We start from the raw sequence: 21,682 nt of genomic DNA on the forward strand, positions 1-21,682 counted from the left end.
TTCACTCCTCCATCTCGCGCCCGGTCAGCCGCAAGAAAACATCCTCAAGATTGGCTGGGCGCAGAAGAAGACGCAGACCTGCACGCTCCTGCAGTTGCGTGCGCACCTGGTCGGGGTCTGGCGCATAGCAATAAAGGGTTTCGCCGCTGATCTCGATGCGCTGAGAATGTGGCTTGACCAGCGAATGCAACTCGTGCGGATCGCCGCCGTAGATCTCCATGACCTGGCATCCTATATGCTTGTCGATAAGCGCCTGCGGGCGGCCTTCGGCGATGTTGCGACCTCTTTCGAGCACGCACAGCCGATCGCATAATCTCTCAGCCTCTTCCATGAAATGCGTCGTCAGGATAATCGTCTTGCCGCGTGCCAACAGGGCGCGCAGCCGCTCCCAGATGAGGTGGCGCGCGTGCGGATCGAGGCCGGTGGTTGGCTCGTCCATCACAATGAGCTGGGGGTCGTTGATCAACGCCCGCGCCATCGTCAGGCATCGCTTCATCCCGCCGGACAGTTCCGAGACACGCGCATCCGCCTTTCGCTCGAGGCGAGCGAATTCGAGAAGCGACGGGATGATCGCTTCGCTCTGACGTGTGCTCATGCCGAAGTAGCGGCCAAACACCAGCAGGTTCTCGCGTACGGTGAATTCCTGGTCGAGATTGTCGAATTGCGGGACCACGCCAATGCCCCTACGTGCCAGCCGAGCGCGCGCGGGTACCGGGACGCCGAGCACCGTGATCGTGCCCGCGTCAGGGCATGTCATGCCAAGGAGCATGCGCGCAATCGTGCTTTTGCCCGCCCCGTTTGGTCCGAGGAGGCCGAAACACTCGCCCGACGCGACGCTGAACGACAGTTCGTCGACAACGACCTTGTTGCCGTACGACTTGGTTACGCCAGCAAAATCGACGGCCACGGTCGACTGAGAGTCAGGCATGGAGCTTTTCGCGCTTGCTTGCCCGTGAGACTTCCGTTCGATCGGACCGGTCTCGAGCCGCCGCAAATCCTCCGAGCCCAACTTCCGACTCAACACTTGATGTTCCTGGTCCTGACTCAAAGCTCTTCCACCTGAGATCACGTGACTATTGCTGTTCGCTGTAAGTTTCGTCAGATCCCACCAAGTTGTTCTTTGGAATGGCGCCGTCGGTGTTTGGCACATTGGCCGCAGAGCTTCGCGACAACCAATCGCTATTGCTCAATGTACACAGCGCGTATGCTTTCAATGGGAGCAAGAGAAAGATGTTGATGAGTGTGTGGAGCGAGAATCCGAGAAATCGAAGTTGGCGCGCACGAAACGCTGCCACGCTGCAGCGAACTATAGTCATCACCGCAATCGTCAGGCATGCCGTCCAAGGCACAGTACCTGTCGTTACGAATTGCGCGAGCCCCGCGAGGAGAGACAAAGAGAGCAATAATGGGCCAAGATTCTGCCCAATCACGTCCAATGTGAGATAAATATTAAGGCCGCGCAACAGTTGGAGCGCCAGCAACGTGTCACGGAACGTGCTCCGGGCCCAGCGAAGCTGTTGGCGCAGATAGGGACCCATGCTGTTGGGAACGACTGTGGCCGCGACGGCCTCCGGGACATACTCTGTTCGAAAGCCTGCTTTCAGCATCAGGATCGTAAGGTGGCGGTCCTCACCGAAGTCGCTCGGCTTCCCTCGAAAGCGCTGCGTCTCGTACTGATCCAGCAGCGAAACAAGCGCGGACCGCCGGTACATGGCACACGGACCGCAGCAACACATGACGGCACCGAACCGAGCCTGCGCTGCCCGCTCTTCGTTGCAGGCGAGCCAGTATTCCATGTCAATCAACTGCGTCAGCCAAGTTTCATTGCGATTGCTAGCCGCCAACTGGCCCATGGCGGCGCCGATCGCTTGATCTTGCATCTTTAGCGCAAGCCTTGTGATGACGTCCGGTGCGAGTATCGTGTCCGAATCTACATTGAGCACCAAATCTCCGCACGAGCGGCGAACCGCCGCAATCTGTGCCTTGCGCTTTCCGACATTCTTTGGGAGCGCAATGAAATTGAACCTCGGGTCGCGCGCGTATTCCTCGTGTACACCTACGAGGGCATCGCGGTTTCCAGAACCATCATCAACAACATAGACTTGCAGTTCTCCGGCATAGTCCTGACTTGCAATGGAAGCCAGGCAGTCCGAGAGGGTGCGAGGTGCCTCGTTGTAGCACGGGATAATGACATCGACGCTCGGCCAAGGCTCACAGCCCGGTTCGCCCGAGGACGGCGGTACGTTTGCAGGCAGGGTATAAAGCACCTGCGCGGTCTTATAGACGGTCGACAGCAGCGCATAAGAGCAGACGGCGACAATACTGGCCGGGGCAAAGAGGTTCATGAGATGTCAGATTTTTCAGTACATTTGAGGAAGCGAGCGGACAATAAATCCGCGGTCAATGCTGGGTTCAGATCGGTCAATGCGATGAGGGGCGGGTCGCGGTGACTGATATCATTGCGGGTGTTCTTCATAGCTCTGGACCGTTCCGATCGATCAAAGTGCCGGCCGGCCACTCGCTCATTGAGCGTCCAATTGGGAGCACCATGACGAGTACGTCGTCGTCGATTCGCGTGGGAGGCAGATCGGGGTACACGTCCGGGTGGGTTGAACGCACGCGGACGCCCGACAAAATGCTCGCCAAGCCTTTGCGGCAGAACCTGCCAAGATGGTTCCGGAGCGCGTGCCGAACCGTGCCGAAAGCGAATGGAACGCCAAGCTGCTGCAGCACTGGATACATCGCGCTGATCGAATGGGCGATTCCTAGCCCCTCAAGATCCGTACGCACCCCGTATAGACCGAGTTCAGCGACAAGCAGATCAGCGTCGCAAACTTTGATGTATCGGCGCGGCACGCCCAAGTGAGCCGCTATCCCGTGCACATCATAGCCGATTGCGCGGACCTCCGGCCTTGCACCGGCCCAACTTCCACCGCCCGCGAATGCCTTTGCACTAAAGGCTCCGACAGGCTCATAGATCTTCCGGAAGAACTCAGAGAGTTCGAGGTGATCGGAAAGCCGCAACTCATTTTCCCAGCACAACCTCCACTGCACGTCAGAGCGCATGCGAAGACTTCCTCTTTTTCGGGTTCTTTTGCGGACTACGCGGTGGTGCAGCGGCGGCGCATGTCATGTGGGCGGTCTATGAACGACCCGCACAGATTGGTAAAATTGATTGTTTAGATCGCCAGCATCCACGCTTTGGATGCTAAAACCATGCGTTTCAAAGGCCTTGCTCTGAACCTTCTGGTCGTGCTCGATTGGGCCGATAGAGCGACGGCACCGATGGCAGCTGTCGGTGACACAACCTGCTTCAAGAGCGGCCGCCAGCGGCGTGTCTGCGCCTCGTGCCGAAGCAGCGATCAAGTGGAGGATGGGCCCGACCCGCCAACGACAAGGATGTCGAAGCCGTCGTCACAGCCGGCCATCAACGTGCCGCCAGCGCGTCGGCTCTCTTCGTGAGACGCTGCTGGAGTCGAGCCGCATGTCGTGCATCGAGCGGACTGATCTGCAACGAGCGTCAAACCGACCGCGAGCTCGACCTCGCCTACGCACTGGCATCCAGGCTCAATTCCAAGCTCATCCACTTCGTGCCTCGCGACAACATCGTCCAGCACGCCGAACTCAGGAAGATGTCAGTGATCCAGCATGCGCCGGACTCCAAGCAGGCAGGGGAACTGCAAACAGGTGGATGAATCTTCGCGCATCTCGGAATGTTGTCGCATCGCCTTACCCTTCGTATTCAGCCCAGAATTTCGGGGGTGCCGACTTACCATGCGCAGAGCGGCTATTCCGCCGGCCGCGCCTGCAGGACAGTACGGCGGTCGACTGACTGCAGCAGCACAGCGGCGGCGACGGCTAGCAGCGCCAGCGCCGCACCTACCAGCGGCAACTGGGCGTAGGACACGCCCCAGGAGATAGCGAGGCCACCGGTCCAAGCGCCGCCGGCATTGCCGACATTGAAGGCCTCTGGATGAGCGTGGCGGCAAGGTTCGGGCCCTCGGCAGCCGCCTCGACGACGCGGATCTGCAGCGGCGGCACGACGATGAAGATCAGCATACCCCATAGGAAGACGATGGCGATGGCAACCATCGCTATCGCACCGAATTTGGCGAAGATGACGAACATCAAGGCCATGGCGAAAAGCGTGCCGATTACCGTCGGCATCAGCCTCCATTGGGCTAGGCTGCCGCCGATGAGGTTGCCGATCGTCATGCCGGCGCCGAACAAGAGCAGCACCCAGGTGACGGTCGCCGTCGACAGGCCGGAGACGTCGGTGAGATAAGGCTTGATGTATGTGAAAACCGCGAACAGGCTGGCCGATGCAAGCGAGGCGATCACCATCGCCAACCACACCTGCAGCTTGCCGAGCACGCGCAATTCAGCGAGCAGGCCGCCACCGCTCGGCTCGGCGACATCCGAAGGCACCAGCCAGGCGATGGCCGCGACCCAGACCAGCCCGATGCCAACGACGGCAAGGAAGGTGGCGCGCCAGCCGAAGGCTTCGCCGAGCACGGTGCCGGAGGGGACGCCGAGGATGTTGGAGAGCGTCAGACCGGCGAACATCAGCGCGATCGCGCTCGCCCTTTTGTTGCGCGGCACAAGACTCGCGGCGACGACCGAGCCGATGCCGAAGAAGGCGCCATGGCCGAAAGCGGTGAAGACGCGCGCCGCCATCAGCAGCCAGTAATTGGGCGCAAGCGCGCAGAACAGATTGCCGATGACAAAGAGCGTAGCGAGGCCGACAAGCACCTGCTTGCGCGGCAGGCGGGCGGTCGCCGCAGCGACGATCGGTGCGCCGATGACAACGCCCAGCGCGTAGCCGGTGACGAGCAGGCCGGCCGATGGAATTGAAACGCCGAGGTCGGCGGCCACCTCCGGCAGCAGTCCCATGATGACGAATTCGGTGGTGCCTATGCAGAAGGACGCAATGGCAAGTGCAAGGATCGGCAAAGGCATGGGGTGTCCAGACTCGCTCGGTGATGACTCGCGGACAACCAAGCATGTGCCGTTCCGAATAAAAGGTCATTCTGGAACAAGCAGATAGCGTAAACAGGTACGTCGCCTGTCCGACATTGTCGCCCCGGCTTTGTCATTTCTGCACTGCTGTCCGGGAAGCCCATGCCGCGCGTTGAGGGAGTTTTCCGGCTACCTTCTGAGCATCGGGTGAATGCTTCACCGGCTAAAGCCGGTGGCTTCAGGTTACGGCTTAAAGCCGGATCGGTCCGCCGTCCGGCGGACAGGGCGCGAACTCACGTCACGTTGAGATTGTCGTCAGGCTCGGCGGCGTCTGGTTCCCTACATTTCGTCGGTCACATTGCCGCTTGTGGCAACCCAATAACCCCTCGCCCACAGATGCTGGCCCTAGTAGCGTTTGCGCAATATCCGAACTCGCTCTGCAGCTTGTGTGAACTGCGTCCCTTCAGGTGCTGCACCGCACGCGATACCGACAGGTTCGGCGGGACCGACACAAGCATATGCACGTCGATCCGGCGTTGAATGACCATTTCGTGCGCCCGCGCCGTCTCACGCAGCTGCCCCGGCATCGCCATACCAATGCGAATGTTCGTGCTGCTTCCCGGGTGTTGCCAGCACAGGAGGCCATTCGAGCCCTTATTGCCATTCCGGCGCTTGCTTTCGCCGGCGGCATCCCTATTTCGCACGGCCTGGAATGTCTTACGCCATGGCCGTATGAACATGGACGTGCCGATTGCGGGAAGCGGTGATGGTGGTGCCGGTGCCTTGCGGGTGTGCGGTTTCTAGGTTTGGATGCCCATGCTTGCCCTTCATCGCCGAGCCGCTTTTTCGCCCTGAATTCAGCGCTGCGCTACTGTCGGAAGGGCGAGCGAGCTCGTCGACGTCGGTATCCCGGAGGCTAAGGAAGGGCAGGCTGTCGCTTTCCGCTGCGCCGACTATTCAGACGGTCACCAACCTCAAAGAATCGCGCGTAAGGTCCGCCTGCGAAGTGACGCCGCAACTCTCCGAAATTCTCTATCGTTTGGTCCAGGGGGCGCGCTTCCTGCCGCTTAAGAATAGTGGCACCAGAGAGCCGAACCCCTGGAATCCCCAGGAACTCCCAAATCGTTGCCAAGCACGCAGAGGGTTCGCCAAGAAGGCTCTCGTACTCGACCACATGCAAGTCGGTGGACGCGAAGGAGCGCGCGACGAGATTGTGGAATTCATCGGCGGTCTTGAAATAAGCCTCGCAGCAGTTGACTGTCAGTTTGACGCATGGATTCGCGTCGTTGCCCGAAATATACTTAAGCCATTGGCGGGTTTGCCTCGCCTGTGTCAGCGATCGCAGCGATTCCAATGTGTTTCTGCGAACTAGAAGGATGACCTTCAGGCATGGCCAACGAGCGAGCTCAGCAAAAAAGCCCGGACGCTCGCGAAACTGAGGTTCGTTGATCTTGCAACCAACGCGCGTCACCTTCTTGTCGGTTACGTTGGGATAACGCAAGTAGGCAAGCTCGAGGAGCTCGCGATCGCTGCCTAGCAAGCGATCCTTATCGAGCCAGTTAGTATCATAGGGGTTGAGCAACTCACCATTGCTCAGTACGCTCGCATGCTCGTTCAGCAGTTCTTCCAAGTAATGCGTACCCGCCCTCGGCATCGCAAGGATCACAAATGGGCTAGGCGAAGGCATTGGATGGGTCATGCAAAGTGTTTCCGTTCTAAGGTTTGTTCGGCTGGGGTTGACTTACGATGTCAGCCTGGATGAAACGGCGCAGCAACTCTATGTAAGCCGCCTTCCTAAAAATGGCTTTTCGAAAGAATTCGGCGAATTCGACGTTGTCTGCAAGTCCCAGCATAGTCTCCCGGCGTACTTTGGAAAGCGCATGGAATAACTTCCTCTTGCCGTTTCCTGGGGCACGCGTCACGCGATCCGATCTCGAACAGTCTGGAAAGCGTACGGAGCTTTGCCGGTGGTATGCCTCCAAGCGGCCTTGGGGCTTGGTTGCGTCAGCCGGATCGATGGAGCTTGCGCAACGTCGAAGAACGTGGCTGGAGTGAGCATGGCCTCGTTTGATGCTAGACGTATACTTCAGAAAACAGGGCAATGAACAGCCATATTTATATGTCCGATGACTCTCCCGGTTCACATTTTTCTATGCAGCACTCCATAAACGTCGCAAAATCGATTGTTCGGATACTTCACATTCACGCCGTGGATGAATCGACCGTGCGCTTCAAGGGCCTTGATGTGAATGCTCCACCGGCTAAAGCCGGTCCGCGACTTTTTCCGCGACGAGCTATTTATCATGAGAGGCCGTGAACTTGTCCCAACACGCCGTGCGGAAGGGCTCGCCCCCGCGGTCCGCGAGGCTCTGCTGCACATCCAGCTCTCTATCATTCCCTGGGATAATTCAACCCAACCCAATCGGCGCGTCGCTTCAGGATCGGCACTTCCGATTTCATGACGGTCGTATTTTTTCAAGCGGTCGTGGAGCGTGTCGCACGGGAAGCACCCGCCACCGGCTTTGAATTGCTGCCTCTCGAGGACGACCTGCGTGAGGGGCGTTTGCGTTCCCAGCTCATGTAGTGCCCGCTATCAGTCGGGGCGAGACGATTATCAGGTACCGATTTCATCCCCGGTACAGGGAAATGGGTTGTTGTTGCCGGGCGATCGCCGTGGTGACGAGGTCGACCTTCCCATCCGACAGCCTGTCGGCACACTGGCCCAGTAGCTGATCTGGATGATGGAGGGTCGGGCGGCGGCGATGAGGGTGAAGGAGACACCGCACCTCCTGTGCGAACTCCACCTTGAGCTATCTAAGCTTGCGGCGTGATCACTTACATCGCGAAGGAGACGTATAAGAGGGCGCGCATCGTCGTTCCGGAGAAACGAAACACCTTCGCTACCGTGTGGATGTGCGATCGTTGTTGCAGACCGTCATGTCCTCGCTCAGGCGGCGCAGCGGGCTCAACTCGGCCATTTCAAACTCTGTTCCAGAATGCGCTTCAACGTCCAATCCTATGCCAACTCACAAAGGTGTCATCGCCCAATGTCTCGGCCCCCGACATTGAAGAAGCGAACTCGCTCGCGAGAGGTGCCGCATGTCTAGGGTCACAATGGCCGGGGGCGACTTCGCGACCTGACATCATCCAGGCGTTTAGAACTTCTTCACCTCAATTCCGTGCCGGCGTAGAGCGTAGCCGACTTGCCGCGGCGTGGGCCGAGGATACGAGCCGCCCTAGCCTGGACCCAGTTGGCCTTCTCCATCGCGTCGATCAGCCGCGTTCCGTCAGCCGCGAGGCCCATTGTGGAGCAATTGGGCTCCTTCGGATCGTCGCCCCTGACGGTTCGTTCGGTCGCCCACCTCGTGTGCCGGCTGCGCCGGATGCGGCTGACCATGGAACGACAAGCGTGCAACCACGGAACCGGCTGGGCGCTGCGCGGGTCGAAAATCGCGGCGGTCCTCTCTCGTTCCAAGACAGAGCAATCCTGACCGATCGCTCAGTAGAGGGGCGGCCCTGCCATAATCAGCACCGAAAGCCGATTGACCGGCCCAGATACCTCGTCGTCCGCACTAGGAACACAGACGCCTGAAAGAGCAGATCACGCTTTCGCCTATACAAGGGGAGGAAGGCGTCATGCTCTTCCGGCGATCGACGATTCCGCGCAGCCGCGACCGCTCACATCGAACCACACTCGCCAGCCTGCTGGGCCGGCACGCGGACGATGCCACTGTGACTGGGGTTCACCGCCTCAGCATGGCCGCAATGCCATAACGGACAAAGGGAAGATGTTGTCCGAGGCGCAGCCCCACATGCCTTGCAAGCCGTGCTGCCGGATGCTCGCTTGAGTAGAGACCGACGAGAATATTCGTAGCATGGTAGAGCGGCGCGGCCGACAGGCGCAGTCGGCTTTCATATCTGTGGAGCATGTCGGGATCGGCAATGTCGCGACGGTCGCGCCATGCTGTCTGAATACCACGGGCGAGCTGCTTCTGGCCGCCGAGGCCGATGTTGAAGCCATGCGCGGTCACCGGGTGCATGCCGATGGCAGCGTCGCCGATCAATGCGGCGCTCGGCGCCCGGAACCTGTGCGCCCAGGTCGTGACCAACGGATAGATATGGCGTTGGCTTGCCAGGCTCATGTTGCCGAGGCGGCCTCGACAGCGTTTCGTCAACTCCATCAGGAACAACTCGTCATCAAGGGCAAGCAGTCCTTCGGCCTCGTTTGAGGGCAAAGTCAAAAGCAGCGACGACACGCCTTTCGCGAGGGGCAACATCGCTATCGTCTGACGATGATCGAACCATTCGATCGCGATCTGATGGTGGGGGCGCTCGTGCCTCACCCGGCAAATCAGCATCGAGTTGCCAAGCCGATTGATATCGGCGCCGATGCCGAGCAGATTGCGGGTGGCGGACAAACGCGAATCGGCGGCAACGAGAAGCCGAGCGGTCAGCTGCCTGCCATTGGAGAGCGTTATAACTGCTCGCTGGCGGCTGTTTGTTGCACGCACGACCGAGTGGCCGCACAGCAGCCGAACATGGCCCTGCAAGCGGATGATCTTGAAAAGGGCATCGCGGATCCGGCAATTCGGGACCAGAACGCCCAGTGGTTCCGCGGATCCGTCGGGGGAATCGAAACACAGCGCAAAGGGACTCGATCCGTTGAGGACGCGTGCGCCCTGAAGCGGTGACTTGTCCGAAGCACGGATAACATCCCAGGCGCCGAGCTCGCGAAGGATGCCAATCGAGGCGTGGGTGAGCGCGATCTCGCGACCGTCAAAAGCCGGACTTGCCAGTCTTTCCAGGGACTGCCCTTCGACAACCGCCAGTTTGAGCTCGCTGTGGGCAAGCGATGCGGCGAAGGAAAGTCCGACCGGCCCGGCGCCAACGACAATGATGTCGAAGCTGTCGTCAAGGCCAGGCATCAGCTAGCCGCCTGCGCGTCGGCTCTCTTCGCGAAACGCTGCTGGAGTCGAGCCGCATGTCGCGCGTCGATTGCGCTACGATCCGTGGCCCGCCGCATCGCCTCAAGCGCGTTCCTCACGTCGGTTCCTGGCTGATGAAGCGTCATTTGCCCCCCGTATGGTCCGGATTGTCAAGATGATGGGAGCGACGATCAGGCTGTCGGTCAGCACATGCGTTTCCCCTGAAGAACTGGCCGATTAGACCACGCCGACAAGAACATGGCCTTGATCTGGGTCAGTCGAGGCCCAACCGGGGTCGGATGACCTCGATCCAGTGTGCCAGCTGATCCCATGACGACGCCATGGCACCAGCTAGCCCAAGGGAGAACCAGGCGTGTGATCTGGGGAAAGCTGTTTTCAGACTTTGCGAGATCAGCGAATGACCGGCTCGCCATGGAAGCGCCGGCGCGAGGGCGGCGACACGCCGAAGCCGACTTCCATCATCAATCGTGGCGTGCGCGAAGGCACGGTGCCCATATGGAAGCCAAACGGATCCTCGACAAAGCCGAGGCCGGCTTCGCCGGTCAGCGTGACGGGGCTGTCATCGCCATAGACGTTGAGAACCTCATGCGCGGGATGGCCGACGAGCATCGTAAGTTGATGCTTGAGGATGCGCCGCTTGTGGCTGCCCCGGACATAGACATGCGGGCCGGCGCCCTCGTCGACCGGCGCCAGATAGAAGAAGAATTTCAGCATCCGCCAGTCATCGAGATCGAAATGATACTTCCCCAGCGAGGCACGGTTCTTGTCGGCGTCGGAAGCCTGGCCGGTGGGAAAGCTCCACCACACGTGTGTGGTGATGAGTTTCGCCTGAGCGCCCAGATAATGCGCGGCGATGTCGAGCAGCAGCGGGTCGTTCTGGATGGCGACCGCTGCCTTGCAGTCGAGGATGCGCTCGAAATAGTGACCGCTGAGCAAGGAGCGGCCGAAACGCTTCTCGGCCTCGGCATGGTCCTCAGGCATGAATTCGAGACGGCGATCGAAATTGCCGAAACAAGGCGTGCACCGGGCGAAGGCGGCGATCTCCTCATGGATGAAAGTCGGCAGGACGAGCCCGCAAAACAGCCCGTCCGACCGCAGCGCCTCGACAACGTCCTGGCGATTGACGCCGGCAAACATCGTGTCGTGGGCTTTTTGCGACATGCGAACCGGCTTTGCCCCACGCCAGTGCATCCTGCGGGCCGGCATGGTGCGGGCGAGCACGAACATCGGCAGCCATGCCGGATTCTCGCGAATGTCCGACAGATAGGTCGGAATGCGCGCGGCGATGCGGCGCAGCACGCCGCCGTTTCGCGCGATGGCCTCGAGACTGGCGGCGCCGGATTTGTCAGGGCTCGAAAGGGTCATGAAGGTCCTCAGCTATGAATGCGATATCGACGAAGCATCGGTTCTCACTGCCTCGCCGCTGGTGTCCAAGCCCGATTCCCGCAGCGGAAGACCGTTAGCCGCGCGTCGGATTTTGTGCGCTGCACAATAGGCTTGCGCAGGCCAAGGCTGTTCGGATCCCTGTTTTTCGCATCGACAATATTCCAGCGGCAGGCAATAGGGGCGGCGGCACTCGAAAGAGCCGCCGCCCGGGTTGGCACCTATTGGCGGACGAACAGCGGCTGGACCCTGGCCCATTGATCGGCGGTGCGAAGCCGCCGCGCTCGGTGTAGCTTTCGACCGGGAACTTCATCCAGTTGGGCAGCCCCGCCTCGACTTGTCTGCGGCCGTTATCGCCCGACAGGAAGTCGCGGATGATCTTCTTTTGCGTCTTGACCTTCTCGGCGACATTGCCGTCGGCGACATGCTTGCCGCCGAGATCGGCCAGCATTGCATTGGCGATCTCCTTGTCGCGCAGCAGGTCGAAGAAGGCGTCGTCCGGTTGCCAGAAAGCAGCCACGTCGACACGCAGTAGTTGCCGAGCGCCTCAATGACGGCGCTGCCCGCCTCGAACCCGAAGGGCCCTCGCCTCTATGGCGAGACGATCTCCCCCCGCCCTCGACCGAGTGGCGGATGGTGGTAGCCGATCGGCGTTGCTGGCACGATCACCCGTGGAATTTTCTCGCCTTCAATGGTCGCGCGCAAGATCTCGCCGGCGCTGGCATCGGGCTGCGCGTCATAGTCAAGCCTGCCGAACAAACGCCGCTTGTTGCAGACGCAATGGTTGCGTTCGCAGCGGAGGCCGGCTTTCCCGAAGGCGTCGTCAACCTGATCTGTGCTTGCAAAGCGATGCCGTCAGTTGCACGCTGATCAACCAATGAACTTGGTCCACAGGCGCTTGAACCATGCGAGGATGGCCCTGAGCCTCTTCGGCTGGGCGCCGCGCTTGAGAAGGCGGTCATAGGCCCGGCCGGCTTCGATCTGCTCGCGAGACATCTTGCCCGCCCAATGGATTCGGCCACGTTTGATGATGTAGTGTGAGCCACAAGAGAAGTCGTGGTTGCCGATCGACGGCCAGATCGAGGCGCCCTCGTCCTCCATGACAAGGTCATATTCGGTTGGAACGAGCGGTGTCGAAACCTCCTCGCCACAGCCACAGGCGCAATTGTGGAGGGCAACGTGGCATTGGCGCGACACGTAAAGAAACCCGTCTTCCAGCTGTTCGGGAATATCTTCGACAAAGACCGTTGTAAGACAATCCACCCGAGCCATCATGCCCCCCGGTTCGTGATGTTGTTGCCCTCGATCATGTATGTCGCGTTTCTTTCGTTGCGCTCATCACGATAGAAGGTCAGCCAGCGCTTCCAGCGCATGATCGCCATGATCGCGTTCAACGAATTGAGCTCGGCGGTTTGGATCTCGGTTCCGTACACATCGGCCTCTTCATCGTCGTCACCGAATGACAGATGGGTCGCCACCTCCGCCCACGGCGTGCCGGGGGCAATGAAAGTCGCCCGTGCGCAACCGTCGAGCGTGTTGTCGTCGAGCCCAAGACCAATGCCAGTGTCGACGAATGGAATGCCAAGGCGAACCAGCCCTTCGGCAATCACGCGCCGCGACGATCCCTTGTCAACACAGACGAAGACGAAGTCATAACCTGCAAATTCGTCAATGTTGTCAGCCTTGACCCTGGTGGCGTGCGGCTCCACGCCCTTGTGCATGCGCGCGTAAAGCGCTGCGTAATAATCTACCTTGCGGGGAAAATTCTTCGCCAGCGCCAGTTCGGGAGCACCAGGCGAGCGGAAAAGATTGTGGTTGAGAAGTTGGTCGTCATCGTAGATGTGGATTTCGGCAACGCGGGTCTTGGCGGCGAGATCGAGCAGATAGGCACCTGTGCCGCCGAGGCCGATGATCGCGATGCGGCCTGTGAGCTTGCGATTGGCGACGACGATTCCGTAGCGGGCTGACGCAGAATCGGGGATCGCGAACGGGCTATCGTCCTGCGCACTGGCTAACGTGACGCCTGTGCGCGCGTTCGCGGTCTTGTCGTGCGACCGCGCAGCAGCGCCGAGGTGCGATTCGTAGGTGACAACCTTGTCGTAAATGTTGGCATACAGGCCAGTACCTTCTGGTTTCGACGAGAAATAGTGGTGGACCTTGATGTCGGATCCGACTGTCGCCTCGTTGCTGTTGTTGATGATATTGGTCATCGGCGTGCCATCGCGATGGCAGGGCGTCTCTCCGGTGAACCACATGGTGTGGTCGGTCTGTGGAACCGAGGTCAGGCCTTGGGTATCCAGCGACAGAGTGCAGACAAGCGTGCCGCGGCCAAGCGACATGTCGCGCTTCACGTAGGGGACGCTGTGAATGAGAAGGACGAGCTCGCGCATCTCGAGCTCAAACCCCTCGTCCAGCAGCCGCTTCAGATGCGGATCACGACTTGTCAGATCGGCGGACATTGAAGACCATCCCCTTCTTGACTTCGATCTTCTCGCCCTCCACCAGATCACCTTCCGCGCCGTGGACACCTTTCAGGTACGTGATCGTGTACTTGAACTTCTCAAAGTTGGCGTCGGGGTAGGCCAGTAGTGCAATCTCGCGATAGCTGTGCTTTCTCCTTGGTACCGTGCGCGATCGACCGTTGACCTTGATAACCACCGTTTTCGTCTCGTGGCTGCGGATGCGCTCGACGCCCTGTCCGCCAAGAGTCACCGCGCCGTCAGCGGGAATGACCGTATCGCCGGCGCTGTCCAGGATCAGCTCGAGATCCTCGTCGATGCTGGCGTAACGATAGATGTCGGCCGCGGAGATTGTCGCCGATCCCCACTCCCAGCCACGCTCGTTGACGGTGAAAGAAAAGGTCCTGTCGCCTTCGAATGAAAGGAACTCAGAGTGGGGCATCTCCCGCAGGTCGATCGCTTCCTCAAGGCCAATCGAACGCGATGTCCTGTCCGCTATCTGGATGAGAACATAGTCGCTGGCCGGATCAAGCCCACCCAGGGCGCGGACCTCGCGACCAGAAATGATGGCGTCATTGGTAGCCACTACACGGCCGTCCAGCTTGTATGTAAAGTTCGTCACGTCAGGCATCGAAGCCTCCTTGTCTCTCATTCTGCACAAAACATATATGCAATTTTTAGCCAATGTCTAGCTAGTCGGTAGCTATTTTACCTTCATTTTTTGGTTGACAATTATGGACTTTATAGCTACATAAACAATGCCGGTTAGGGAGGCGCCTATGAAGCGCACGATGACGCTTAACTTGTCGGACGCGGAAATGAGCGTCCTTGAAACCATGTGTGAAGAAAAAGGGCTGTCCAAAACCGCGCTCGTTCGCCAGGCGCTGCGGCTCTACAAATCAGTCGACGATCGACTGGCGCGTGGCGAAAAGGTATTTGTCGAAAGCGCGGATAAGTCAGAAAAAGTAGAGCTGATGGTTCTATGAAAGAGCTGATCGATCGCGTCTTTCTCTTAAATCGCGCAACAGGCCGGTTCGAAGATGCAGATCTGTATCATGGCTTGGACAGCACGAATCTCGCGCACATCGAAGGACGCTGGCGACCGCTTTTTGAGTTGCGTCGCAGGGAAGCCAAGGCCTCTCTTCAGACTTTAGCGGAGGTCAATGCCGAAGACGCCCATTGGGAATGGGGCAAGAAGGCGCTGGTTGCGCTGAACGACCCGTTCCTGTTCGATTTCTTCGTACTGGAATGTGGCGGCAGCACACAGGCCATTATGATGACGCGCAAAGGTGGCCAAGACTGCTTCAGTCGCCACCCCGAGCATCAGCGAGTGCCGCTAATCTACGTGGAGTTTTTGGCGACGGCTCCATGGAATCGACCAAAGCTGGTTGCTGAGCCGACTTACAAGGGTGCAGGGCGTGCGCTCGTTGGCACGGCCGTCAGCTTGAGCCTGGAAGAAGAGTTTGGTGGCCGTATCGGTCTGCATTCACTTCCTGGCGCAGAAGTTTTCTACCGGGATGCGATCGGAATGACGGATCTTGGAGCGGATGGCGAAGGAGTGCATAAAGGGCTGAGATACTTCGAGCTTTCCAGCAGGGATGCTGCGACTTTCCTATCCGTGCAACACTAACAAGAGGAGTCGACCATGAAATTACATTTCACTGCCGATTGGCTACGCAGCCATATCGAACATGATCCAGATGTCGATTGCGACGCGGGACTCCCGCTGCGCGATGCAGCTCCGCTTGAGCGTCTTATGCAGGAGAAGTCTCGTCATCAAGCAACTGCGAGGCAGCCTTCGGCTGCCTCTGAACAGAAATCTGTTGTGCTGTTTAAGTTGGTGCATCAGCTTCGACGCAAGGACGGATTGAGCATTGCGCAGTTGGCTGCCAAAATTCGTGTTGATGCGGCGGAATTGGAGAAGGTGGAGAAGGATCCCAGCTATATTCCAGGTCCGCGTACCGTTCACCAGCTGGCCGAGTTCATTGGGGTTTCAGCACGGGCTGTAGAACAGCTGACCGCGGCGTCGTCTGCGCAGAACGACAATCTCACCGAAGCGGCGCATCGTTTTGCCGCCAGTTCGGACGACCTATCGAAGCTAAGCCAGGCTGAAAGGCGCGACCTCAACGATTTCGTCAAGGTACTGGCGTCAATCGATAAGAAGAATGGATGACCATGTCCGCGATTGAGCCGATAATCGGGGACTTTGAGCGCCGAGATATCCATGAGCACGTATCACGTCTGCTCCGTGATCTCGGCAATCCAGAGCCCCCATTACGGCTCGAGCAGGTGCGTGCGCTGCAAAAGCTTGACCTTACCTATTATAGCAAAGCGAACCTGAGCCTACTGGATGAGATCGCCCACCGGGCGCGAATCGCTGGCCACGAGATCACCAGCACGGCCAAGCGCATGGTCGATGTGGTCCAGCAATATGGCCTTCGTGGTATCCTGATGCTGAAGGAAGGCGACAAGCGAATCTTCATCGATGATGACGTAGCCGAGCTGAAGCGACGCTTCCTCATCGCACATGAGATTACACATGACCTTCTGCCTTGGCATCGCTCCCTGCTTCTGGGCGACAATGAGTCCACGCTGAACCCGACATTCCATCAGGCAATGGAGGCGGAAGCCAATTATGGCGGGCGCCATCTCTTGTTTCTCGGGGGAAGATTTCGTCCCGAAGCGCTAGACTGCTCGTTTGAATGGAAGAGCATCGAGCAGCTTCGCAAGCGCTACGGGAACACCCTCACGACAACGCTTTGGCAAATGGTTTGCGAACGCGATCCGGAATTTCCTGCCTTCGGCGTTGTCAGCCGGCATCCCTATCACAGAGATATCTGCGAGAAGGCGGGGAATGACAATGTGGCCTATTTCCCGAGATCGAAAGCGCTTGCTGAGCACTTTCCCGGTATCACCACCGAAGTCGCCTATTCCGCGATCTGCGATCACGCAACGAACCGCAAGCGGGGTCCGGTAGGCGAAGGCGAAAGCATCTTTTATGATGCGAACGGCGAACCTCACATATTCTGGTTGCACAGCTTCTCAAATACTTATGATTTGCTTACTTACTGCATCTACCAGAAGAAACACCAACGCATTTTCCCCGTCGGCTACAGGGCAGCCTGATTAGCAACAGACGGTTATTTCAAGTGCCCGATGACAGCACAAAGGCGGCCGCTTGCGGCCCAAGGCTGCCGGACAGCAATGCCCCGTATTCCAGCCGCTCAGTGGTGCGGAGCCGTCATGCGGCGAATTGCCAGTCGGGGGTAGGTCCGCGGGCAAGCCATTCCGAGGGACGTCCACGAAACCCAGTCTGCGACGGCATCGCGAACATACGCTGACGCAGTGTGCAAATTTCCGAGAGTTTTGAAAGGTGCAGCCCGTTGCCGTCCCAGAACCGAGGCGACTGGGGAAATTCGGCCACCGGCGACTACGGCTGCACTCGTTGTCGGATCTTCGACGAAGTCGGACATGAGACACAGCGCTATCAGAGTGACCGCATTGTTCTGCAACGATTTTCTCATTTGGCACGACGCATGCGAGGGCTGTCCCGTATGAGTGCTCCGTCAATCTCGATTGATGCGAGCAGGATTCAATCAAAGCGAAGTGCGTCGTTTCTGAAGATCAAGGAGAGAAGAGCATGGCGAGAGCGCGAATTGGGGTGGCGCGGGCAGTAACAGCGGCTGTCGTCCTCATCGTTGCGGGACAGGCCGGCGCGGCAGATGTTCATCAAGCCGCGAGCGTTACGCAGGCAGGAGCCCCGGTCGCGGAAGCGCCAAGCCCCTGGCAGATCCGCCTGAGGGCGTTGGGGGTGATCACTGAGAATTCGGGCTACGTCAACGCGGTGCCCGGCTCCGATCTTTCCTATTCGAACACGCTGACGCCGGAACTCGATATTTCGTATTTCTTCACCGACAACATCGCCACCGAGCTCATACTGGGCACCACCTATGCCAACATCGATGGCCAAGGTGCGATCGGCGGGCTGGGCAAGGTCGGCAAGGTTTGGCTGCTGCCCCCAACGCTCACATTGCAGTATCATTTTACCGATTTCGGCGCCTTCAAGCCCTATATCGGCGCCGGCGTGAACTATACGATCTTCTATCATCAGCAAACCGGCAGCGCCGATGATCTCAAGGTCAAGAACACATTCGGCGCCGCGCTGCAGGTCGGATTCGACTACATGGTGGACCAGCACTGGGGCGTCAACTTCGACGTGAAGAAGCTTTTCCTTAAGCCCGACTTCGACGTCACTGTCTCCGGCGCCAAGCTCACAGGCAAGGCCGCGCTCGATCCCTGGCTGGTAGGCGCAGGTCTCACCTACCGCTTCTAAGAACGAAGCACACTGAAGGGGCACTTTTCGAAGTCCGCGCGCGGATCATCCGTGCCGAGAAGTGCACGCGCGATGGTTCTTAAAGGAGTTGTTGGCATGCGCGCAGAAGACGATCATTGCGACGTGATTGGTGTGTCGGTCGCTCCCACGCAACTTGATGATCTGTCTTCTGCGATTCTGCAGCAGGGGGGATGGCGCGAGTGTCGCTGCCAGGCGACGAGTTGACCTGGGTGGCAGGTCGTCAACAGACGCTCAGGCGGATGCTTTCCGACGAGCGTTTCAACAGGGACTGGCGACAGTGGCGGGCGCTGCAGGACGGCGAAATTCCCGAGGATCATCCGCTGATCGGGATGTGCAAAGTGGACAACATGGCCACGGCGCATGGCGTCGATCACCGGCGCTTGCGTGGCCTGCTGTCCAAGAGCTTCGCGCCCAGTCATATCGCCTTGCTGGCGCCACGGATCGAACAATGCGTCGATCGACTCCTGGCCGAGATGGCGCAGGGCGGCGGCAGTGCCGATTTGATTTGCGAGTTCGCCGTTCCGCTGCCCACCAACGTGATCGCCGAACTGTTCGGTTTGCCGGACGAACAGCGTGAAGAGATCGTCGCGCTCACCTACAGCCTGGCCAACACCTCCGCCACAGCCGAAGAGGTGCGACAGACGCGGCAGCGCATCCCGGAGTTCTTCCGTCGTCTGATCGCGCTCAAGCGGGGCCAGCTCGGCGATGATCTGGCTTCGGCCCTGATCGTCGCGCGCGACAATGGCGAGCTCGTTTCCGACACCGAGCTCATCGACATGCTGTTCATGGTGCTCTCTGCAGGCTTCGTCACCGTCACCGGCGTTATAGGCAATGGTGCTGACGCATCCGCAGCAACTGCACCTGGTGCGCAGCGGCCAAGTTTCGTGGTCACAGGCGATCGAGGAGATCCTGCGCTGGGGCAGCTCAGCGGCCAATCTGCCGTTTCGCTATGCCACCCAGGACGTGGAGATCGACGGCTGCACGGTTCGCCGCGGCGACGCCGTCCTGATGGCGTTCCATGCGGCGAACCGGGACGAAAAGGCCTTCGGTCCCGGCGCCGACAGGTTCGATGTCACCCGGCGGCACAACCCGCACATGTCGTTCGGCGAGGGGCCGCATTCCTGCCTGGGCGCTGCGCTGGCGCGCCTGGAGTTGCACTGCGCCTTCCCCGCGCTGTTCGGGCGGCTGGAGGATCTGGCGCTGACCATCGCCGCCGAGGACGTTGTCTACATGCCGTCTTACGTCATTCGCTGCCCGCAGAGCCTGCCGGTCACCTTCCGCCCTTCCATGCCTTAGAGAGTGCGGCATTCACCCCGGATTCACTGATTCTGAGTGGAAGGCTCGACCAGTTGTTCCGCGATTTGCCGTATTCGGGCCCTCCTGCCTCTTCGCTGGCCACAACAGCGCTGTGGAATGTTCATTGTTGATGATGACCCGCTCAGGCGGCAGGTGGTTGCCCTGGTCAAGCGCATCCGACCAGGGCCGGATCTGCTGTTGGCTGGCAGCTAACGCTGGCGGGGCGGCGGCCTCAACTCCGGCGTGCCCAGAGCCGGCCGCTGCGAAAGCGTCGGCCACGATGCTGTTGTGGTCACCCGGTCCAGCGGGCCTCCCTGGGTCGCTGAAAAAAGCTGAGGCGGCTTGATCATCCTGCCGTAGCTACAGCACTTCGCTCAACCCCTGTTCCAGTCGCAAAAGCTCCTCTGATTGCGACTCGTCAGCTCGATCATCGAACAGCCGCCGGACCACCTCGGGAACCCGTCTGACACAGACGCGTCGCGAACCCGTTGCAACGCGAAGAGGACATTGCTGTTGTCTGGAAACAACCTCTCGGCGAATTTGATCCGCGAATCGTGATTCAGCCCAGAGATCGTCGGGCCCCGACTCTGAAGCATCTGCGAGGATTACGACGCATGCGGCGAGCTAAAGGCCGAGGCGCTGACACGACGTGATGCGGCGGTCTCGCACGGATTCTCGCGGTTTGGGGCGTCAGGATCGCGCGGATGGCCTACGCTTTTCTGGCGGCGCGTAGCACGGGCAATGCGCGTCCAAAACCTGGCAAAGGAGAAAACTTGTCAGTTTCATTACAACCGCTATCCGGGCACTTCAGAGGCTTTTCAAAGCATATCATGGGGTTAGTGCGCGCTGAGCCCGCTGGCATAGCGTTTGCAACACAAGCAACGGTGCAAGACGAGGATGCTCTCTTCCCTGAACCCGTGTGCCGCCTCCGAGAGGAAACCAGTGCAGAAACCTTTGGAAAAAGCGTTAGACCGCAACGTGGTATTGCAGATCGAGTCCCCGGCCCCTTCGATTCAAGTCGAGAGCTGGCTGCGTGGCGAGCCCCTCACCAGCTTCGAGCCCGGCAAAGTGTACATCGTCGAATTTTGGGCAACTTGGTGCGCCCCTTGTGTGGACGGAATGCCCCATCTGATGCAGCTGCAGGAGAAATACAAGGACAGCGGAGTTGAGATCATCGGAGTCGCGGCTTCTGAAGACGCTCCAACGGCCGATGAGGCCCGAAGCACGTTGGACACTTGGTTGACCGAAAAGTTCATGAATCTGAACTATCGGATCGCGTTCGACTCCACGGGCGAAATGAACACGCTTTGGATGCAGCCCAGCTTTTCTTCCGCGATTCCGACCTCGTTCGTGGTCGACCGAGACGGCCACATCGCCTTTATCGGTCACCCGATGCAACTCGATGAGGTTTTGCCGAAAGTGCTTACTGGCAGCTGGCGCGCCAGCGATAAAGCAAAATCCGCCGATAGGGAGCGGATCGCGGAAGGCGAAACGATAGCGCGCGAACAGGCGCTGAAGAAGCAGATCAATGACATGTATTGGGCGGCGGTGGAGAAAAAGGATTGGAAGACGGCGCTCTCGGCGATCGAGGAAGGCATCGCCTTGATGCCGGACAACCTCGGTTTCCGACGTTCTCATGTGAATCTGTTGCTTCACAACATGAAGGACATGCAGGTCGGCGTGCCCGTCATGAGCCAATTCGTTCGCGACGCGATCAACAGAAAATCCGAGAAATGGATGGTTGCGGCGCTAGAGGAACTCTTCTTCCCGAACTTTGACCATTCGCAGTTTCCGTCTGCTGAGCGCTTGGCGATGGGTAAACAGCTGTCCGAACACATCCTGGCACTGAATCCCCCCGAAAGCGACCAATGCAAGCTCCTGCCTTATCCGTTGGCAGCCCTGTACTATCACGAGAGCGGCAACAAAGATCGTGCGATCGAGTTAATCGACCTGGCACTGAAGTCGCAGGGTGCTCCGGAGCGTATCCGCGACGAAGATGAACAGGACGAAATATTGCATTTGCTGCAGTTCCTGGCCTACTTCAAGGGCGAGAATGTTTGCTACGGTGGTCTTTGCGCGGCTCCAAACAATGGCCGATTCGACAGCTGGTATACCGTTTGCGGCTGACCGTCAGCTATATGTGAGGGACAAATTGGCCGGGCAACTCTTGATGCGAACGGCGCAAACCCGCCCGGCTTGCGAAATCGCCTGGGTCGCTTGGACGTCGGTCAGAAAGACTGCGGTCTACTACGATGCCCGCCTTTGGTTAGGCGGGCCATGAGTTG

General features: G+C 59.2%; 20 protein-coding genes and 4 pseudogenes. 10 read left to right on the plus strand and 14 right to left on the minus strand.

The window, feature by feature from the left end:
• Position 1: 1 nt before the first annotated feature.
• From nodI to A9K66_RS15685, 3 genes are all read right to left on the minus strand, one after another.
• Positions 2–1,024, minus strand: a complete 1,023-nt coding sequence (gene nodI / locus A9K66_RS15675; RefSeq protein WP_082953905.1) for a nodulation factor ABC transporter ATP-binding protein NodI — start codon at positions 1,022–1,024, stop codon at positions 2–4.
• A gap of 49 nt (positions 1,025–1,073) precedes the next feature.
• Entirely contained in the window at positions 1,074–2,345 is a 1,272-nt protein-coding gene (nodC, locus tag A9K66_RS15680) for a chitooligosaccharide synthase NodC (protein WP_067325034.1), read from the minus strand.
• 127 nt (positions 2,346–2,472) lie between these two features.
• On the minus strand, positions 2,473–3,066 hold the full coding sequence (locus A9K66_RS15685; RefSeq protein ID WP_067325035.1) for a NodA family N-acyltransferase: 594 nt from the start codon (positions 3,064–3,066) through the stop codon (positions 2,473–2,475).
• A gap of 281 nt (positions 3,067–3,347) precedes the next feature.
• On the opposite strand from A9K66_RS15685, the pseudogene nifH reads away from it, so the two are divergent.
• Positions 3,348–3,677: pseudogene (nifH, locus tag A9K66_RS31170) on the plus strand (nitrogenase reductase); the annotation flags it as partial.
• A 110-nt stretch (positions 3,678–3,787) separates the two neighbouring features.
• On the opposite strand, the pseudogene A9K66_RS15690 reads toward nifH, so the two are convergent.
• The 3 genes and pseudogenes from A9K66_RS15690 to A9K66_RS15700 all read right to left on the minus strand — a co-directional run bounded on the left by A9K66_RS15690 (position 3,788) and on the right by A9K66_RS15700 (position 6,658).
• A pseudogene (locus A9K66_RS15690) lies at positions 3,788–4,959 on the minus strand (MFS transporter).
• Between the two features lie 353 nt (positions 4,960–5,312).
• Positions 5,313–5,699, minus strand: a complete 387-nt coding sequence (locus A9K66_RS31620) for a transposase (protein ID WP_348626446.1) — start codon at positions 5,697–5,699, stop codon at positions 5,313–5,315.
• Between the two features lie 176 nt (positions 5,700–5,875).
• On the minus strand, positions 5,876–6,658 hold the full coding sequence (locus A9K66_RS15700; protein ID WP_067325037.1) for a sulfotransferase domain-containing protein: 783 nt from the start codon (positions 6,656–6,658) through the stop codon (positions 5,876–5,878).
• Between the two features lie 571 nt (positions 6,659–7,229).
• On the opposite strand from A9K66_RS15700, the pseudogene A9K66_RS29545 reads away from it, so the two are divergent.
• Positions 7,230–7,507 (plus strand): annotated as a pseudogene (locus A9K66_RS29545) (LysR family transcriptional regulator); the annotation flags it as partial.
• Positions 7,508–8,114: 607 nt separating this feature from the next.
• Here the strand turns inward: A9K66_RS29545 and A9K66_RS31495 are convergent.
• From A9K66_RS31495 to A9K66_RS15720, 4 genes and pseudogenes are all read right to left on the minus strand, one after another.
• Positions 8,115–8,239: pseudogene (locus tag A9K66_RS31495) on the minus strand (helix-turn-helix domain-containing protein); the annotation flags it as partial.
• 463 nt (positions 8,240–8,702) lie between these two features.
• A complete protein-coding gene (gene ubiM / locus A9K66_RS15710; protein ID WP_067325040.1) occupies positions 8,703–9,884 on the minus strand; it encodes a 5-demethoxyubiquinol-8 5-hydroxylase UbiM in 1,182 nt (393 codons plus the stop codon).
• Between the two features lie 411 nt (positions 9,885–10,295).
• Positions 10,296–11,270: a hypothetical protein gene (locus A9K66_RS15715; RefSeq protein WP_067325042.1), complete on the minus strand. Its 975-nt coding sequence runs from the start codon at positions 11,268–11,270 to the stop codon at positions 10,296–10,298.
• A 94-nt stretch (positions 11,271–11,364) separates the two neighbouring features.
• Positions 11,365–11,808 carry a hypothetical protein gene (locus A9K66_RS15720; protein ID WP_067325043.1) on the minus strand — a complete coding sequence of 148 codons (444 nt, stop codon included), beginning with the start codon at positions 11,806–11,808 and terminating at the stop codon, positions 11,365–11,367.
• 113 nt (positions 11,809–11,921) lie between these two features.
• On the opposite strand from A9K66_RS15720, the gene A9K66_RS15725 reads away from it, so the two are divergent.
• The gene (locus tag A9K66_RS15725; RefSeq protein ID WP_067325045.1) at positions 11,922–12,158 is read left to right on the plus strand and encodes an aldehyde dehydrogenase family protein; all 237 of its coding nucleotides are present in this window, start codon (positions 11,922–11,924) and stop codon (positions 12,156–12,158) included.
• Here the strand turns inward: A9K66_RS15725 and A9K66_RS15730 are convergent, their stop codons facing one another.
• From A9K66_RS15730 to A9K66_RS15740, 3 genes are read right to left on the minus strand one after another with little or no spacing between them, the layout of a single operon-like run.
• Complete coding sequence (locus A9K66_RS15730) at positions 12,159–12,563, minus strand: DUF6527 family protein (RefSeq protein WP_082953906.1); 405 nt, start codon at positions 12,561–12,563, stop codon at positions 12,159–12,161.
• Positions 12,560–13,747 carry a ThiF family adenylyltransferase gene (locus A9K66_RS15735; RefSeq protein ID WP_067325046.1) on the minus strand — a complete coding sequence of 396 codons (1,188 nt, stop codon included), beginning with the start codon at positions 13,745–13,747 and terminating at the stop codon, positions 12,560–12,562. The genes A9K66_RS15730 and A9K66_RS15735 overlap by 4 nt, the downstream gene beginning before the upstream one ends.
• Entirely contained in the window at positions 13,722–14,378 is a 657-nt protein-coding gene (locus A9K66_RS15740; protein ID WP_245307542.1) for a multiubiquitin domain-containing protein, read from the minus strand. The genes A9K66_RS15735 and A9K66_RS15740 overlap by 26 nt, the downstream gene beginning before the upstream one ends.
• A 148-nt stretch (positions 14,379–14,526) precedes the next feature.
• Between A9K66_RS15740 and A9K66_RS15745 the strand changes: the two genes are divergently transcribed.
• The 5 genes from A9K66_RS15745 (at position 14,527) to A9K66_RS15765 (ending at position 18,080) form a co-directional block, all read left to right on the plus strand.
• Positions 14,527–14,733 carry a ribbon-helix-helix protein, CopG family gene (locus tag A9K66_RS15745; RefSeq protein WP_010913797.1) on the plus strand — a complete coding sequence of 69 codons (207 nt, stop codon included), beginning with the start codon at positions 14,527–14,529 and terminating at the stop codon, positions 14,731–14,733.
• The gene (locus A9K66_RS15750; RefSeq protein WP_067325050.1) at positions 14,730–15,377 is read left to right on the plus strand and encodes a hypothetical protein; all 648 of its coding nucleotides are present in this window, start codon (positions 14,730–14,732) and stop codon (positions 15,375–15,377) included. The genes A9K66_RS15745 and A9K66_RS15750 overlap by 4 nt, the downstream gene beginning before the upstream one ends.
• Before the next feature lie 15 nt (positions 15,378–15,392).
• Positions 15,393–15,920 carry a helix-turn-helix transcriptional regulator gene (locus A9K66_RS15755; RefSeq protein WP_082953908.1) on the plus strand — a complete coding sequence of 176 codons (528 nt, stop codon included), beginning with the start codon at positions 15,393–15,395 and terminating at the stop codon, positions 15,918–15,920.
• Positions 15,917–16,873 carry an ImmA/IrrE family metallo-endopeptidase gene (locus A9K66_RS15760; RefSeq protein WP_067325053.1) on the plus strand — a complete coding sequence of 319 codons (957 nt, stop codon included), beginning with the start codon at positions 15,917–15,919 and terminating at the stop codon, positions 16,871–16,873. Before A9K66_RS15755 ends, A9K66_RS15760 begins: the two co-directional genes overlap by 4 nt.
• Before the next feature lie 514 nt (positions 16,874–17,387).
• The gene (locus A9K66_RS15765; protein ID WP_067325055.1) at positions 17,388–18,080 is read left to right on the plus strand and encodes an OmpW family protein; all 693 of its coding nucleotides are present in this window, start codon (positions 17,388–17,390) and stop codon (positions 18,078–18,080) included.
• A gap of 113 nt (positions 18,081–18,193) precedes the next feature.
• On the opposite strand, the gene A9K66_RS31180 is transcribed toward A9K66_RS15765, so the two are convergent.
• Entirely contained in the window at positions 18,194–19,036 is an 843-nt protein-coding gene (locus tag A9K66_RS31180; RefSeq protein ID WP_067325057.1) for a hypothetical protein, read from the minus strand.
• Here A9K66_RS31180 and A9K66_RS31185 point away from each other — a divergent pair.
• Both A9K66_RS31185 and A9K66_RS15785 read left to right on the plus strand, forming a co-directional pair.
• Positions 18,933–19,397: a cytochrome P450 gene (locus A9K66_RS31185; protein WP_245307544.1), complete on the plus strand. Its 465-nt coding sequence runs from the start codon at positions 18,933–18,935 to the stop codon at positions 19,395–19,397. The two genes, A9K66_RS31180 and A9K66_RS31185, sit on opposite strands and share 104 nt — an antisense overlap.
• 942 nt (positions 19,398–20,339) lie before the next feature.
• Positions 20,340–21,524 (plus strand): TlpA disulfide reductase family protein, encoded by a 1,185-nt coding sequence (locus A9K66_RS15785; protein ID WP_245307545.1) that lies wholly within the window; start codon positions 20,340–20,342, stop codon positions 21,522–21,524.
• Positions 21,525–21,682: the final 158 nt, after the last annotated feature.

This window comes from Mesorhizobium sp. AA23, from assembly GCF_001672435.1.
GTDB lineage: Bacteria > Pseudomonadota > Alphaproteobacteria > Rhizobiales > Rhizobiaceae > Mesorhizobium.

Bases quoted from the DNA above. Each gene is read 5' to 3' on its own strand.
- ubiM (WP_067325040.1), bottom strand. From the start codon at position 9,884: ATGCCTGGCCTTGACGACAGCTTCGACATCATTGTCGTTGGCGCCGGG.
- A9K66_RS15730 (WP_082953906.1), bottom strand. From the start codon at position 12,563: ATGATGGCTCGGGTGGATTGTCTTACAACGGTCTTTGTCGAAGATATT.
- A9K66_RS15740 (WP_245307542.1), bottom strand. From the start codon at position 14,378: ATGCCTGACGTGACGAACTTTACATACAAGCTGGACGGCCGTGTAGTG.
- A9K66_RS15755 (WP_082953908.1), top strand. From the start codon at position 15,393: ATGAAATTACATTTCACTGCCGATTGGCTACGCAGCCATATCGAACAT.
- A9K66_RS31620 (WP_348626446.1), bottom strand. From the start codon at position 5,699: ATGTTCATACGGCCATGGCGTAAGACATTCCAGGCCGTGCGAAATAGG.
- A9K66_RS15760 (WP_067325053.1), top strand. From the start codon at position 15,917: ATGACCATGTCCGCGATTGAGCCGATAATCGGGGACTTTGAGCGCCGA.
- nodC (WP_067325034.1), bottom strand. From the start codon at position 2,345: ATGAACCTCTTTGCCCCGGCCAGTATTGTCGCCGTCTGCTCTTATGCG.
- A9K66_RS15750 (WP_067325050.1), top strand. From the start codon at position 14,730: ATGAAAGAGCTGATCGATCGCGTCTTTCTCTTAAATCGCGCAACAGGC.
- A9K66_RS15715 (WP_067325042.1), bottom strand. From the start codon at position 11,270: ATGACCCTTTCGAGCCCTGACAAATCCGGCGCCGCCAGTCTCGAGGCC.
- A9K66_RS15735 (WP_067325046.1), bottom strand. From the start codon at position 13,747: ATGTCCGCCGATCTGACAAGTCGTGATCCGCATCTGAAGCGGCTGCTG.
- A9K66_RS15725 (WP_067325045.1), top strand. From the start codon at position 11,922: ATGGTGGTAGCCGATCGGCGTTGCTGGCACGATCACCCGTGGAATTTT.
- A9K66_RS15685 (WP_067325035.1), bottom strand. From the start codon at position 3,066: ATGCGCTCTGACGTGCAGTGGAGGTTGTGCTGGGAAAATGAGTTGCGG.
- A9K66_RS31185 (WP_245307544.1), top strand. From the start codon at position 18,933: ATGGTGCTGACGCATCCGCAGCAACTGCACCTGGTGCGCAGCGGCCAA.
- A9K66_RS15745 (WP_010913797.1), top strand. From the start codon at position 14,527: ATGAAGCGCACGATGACGCTTAACTTGTCGGACGCGGAAATGAGCGTC.
- A9K66_RS15765 (WP_067325055.1), top strand. From the start codon at position 17,388: ATGGCGAGAGCGCGAATTGGGGTGGCGCGGGCAGTAACAGCGGCTGTC.
- A9K66_RS15700 (WP_067325037.1), bottom strand. From the start codon at position 6,658: ATGACCCATCCAATGCCTTCGCCTAGCCCATTTGTGATCCTTGCGATG.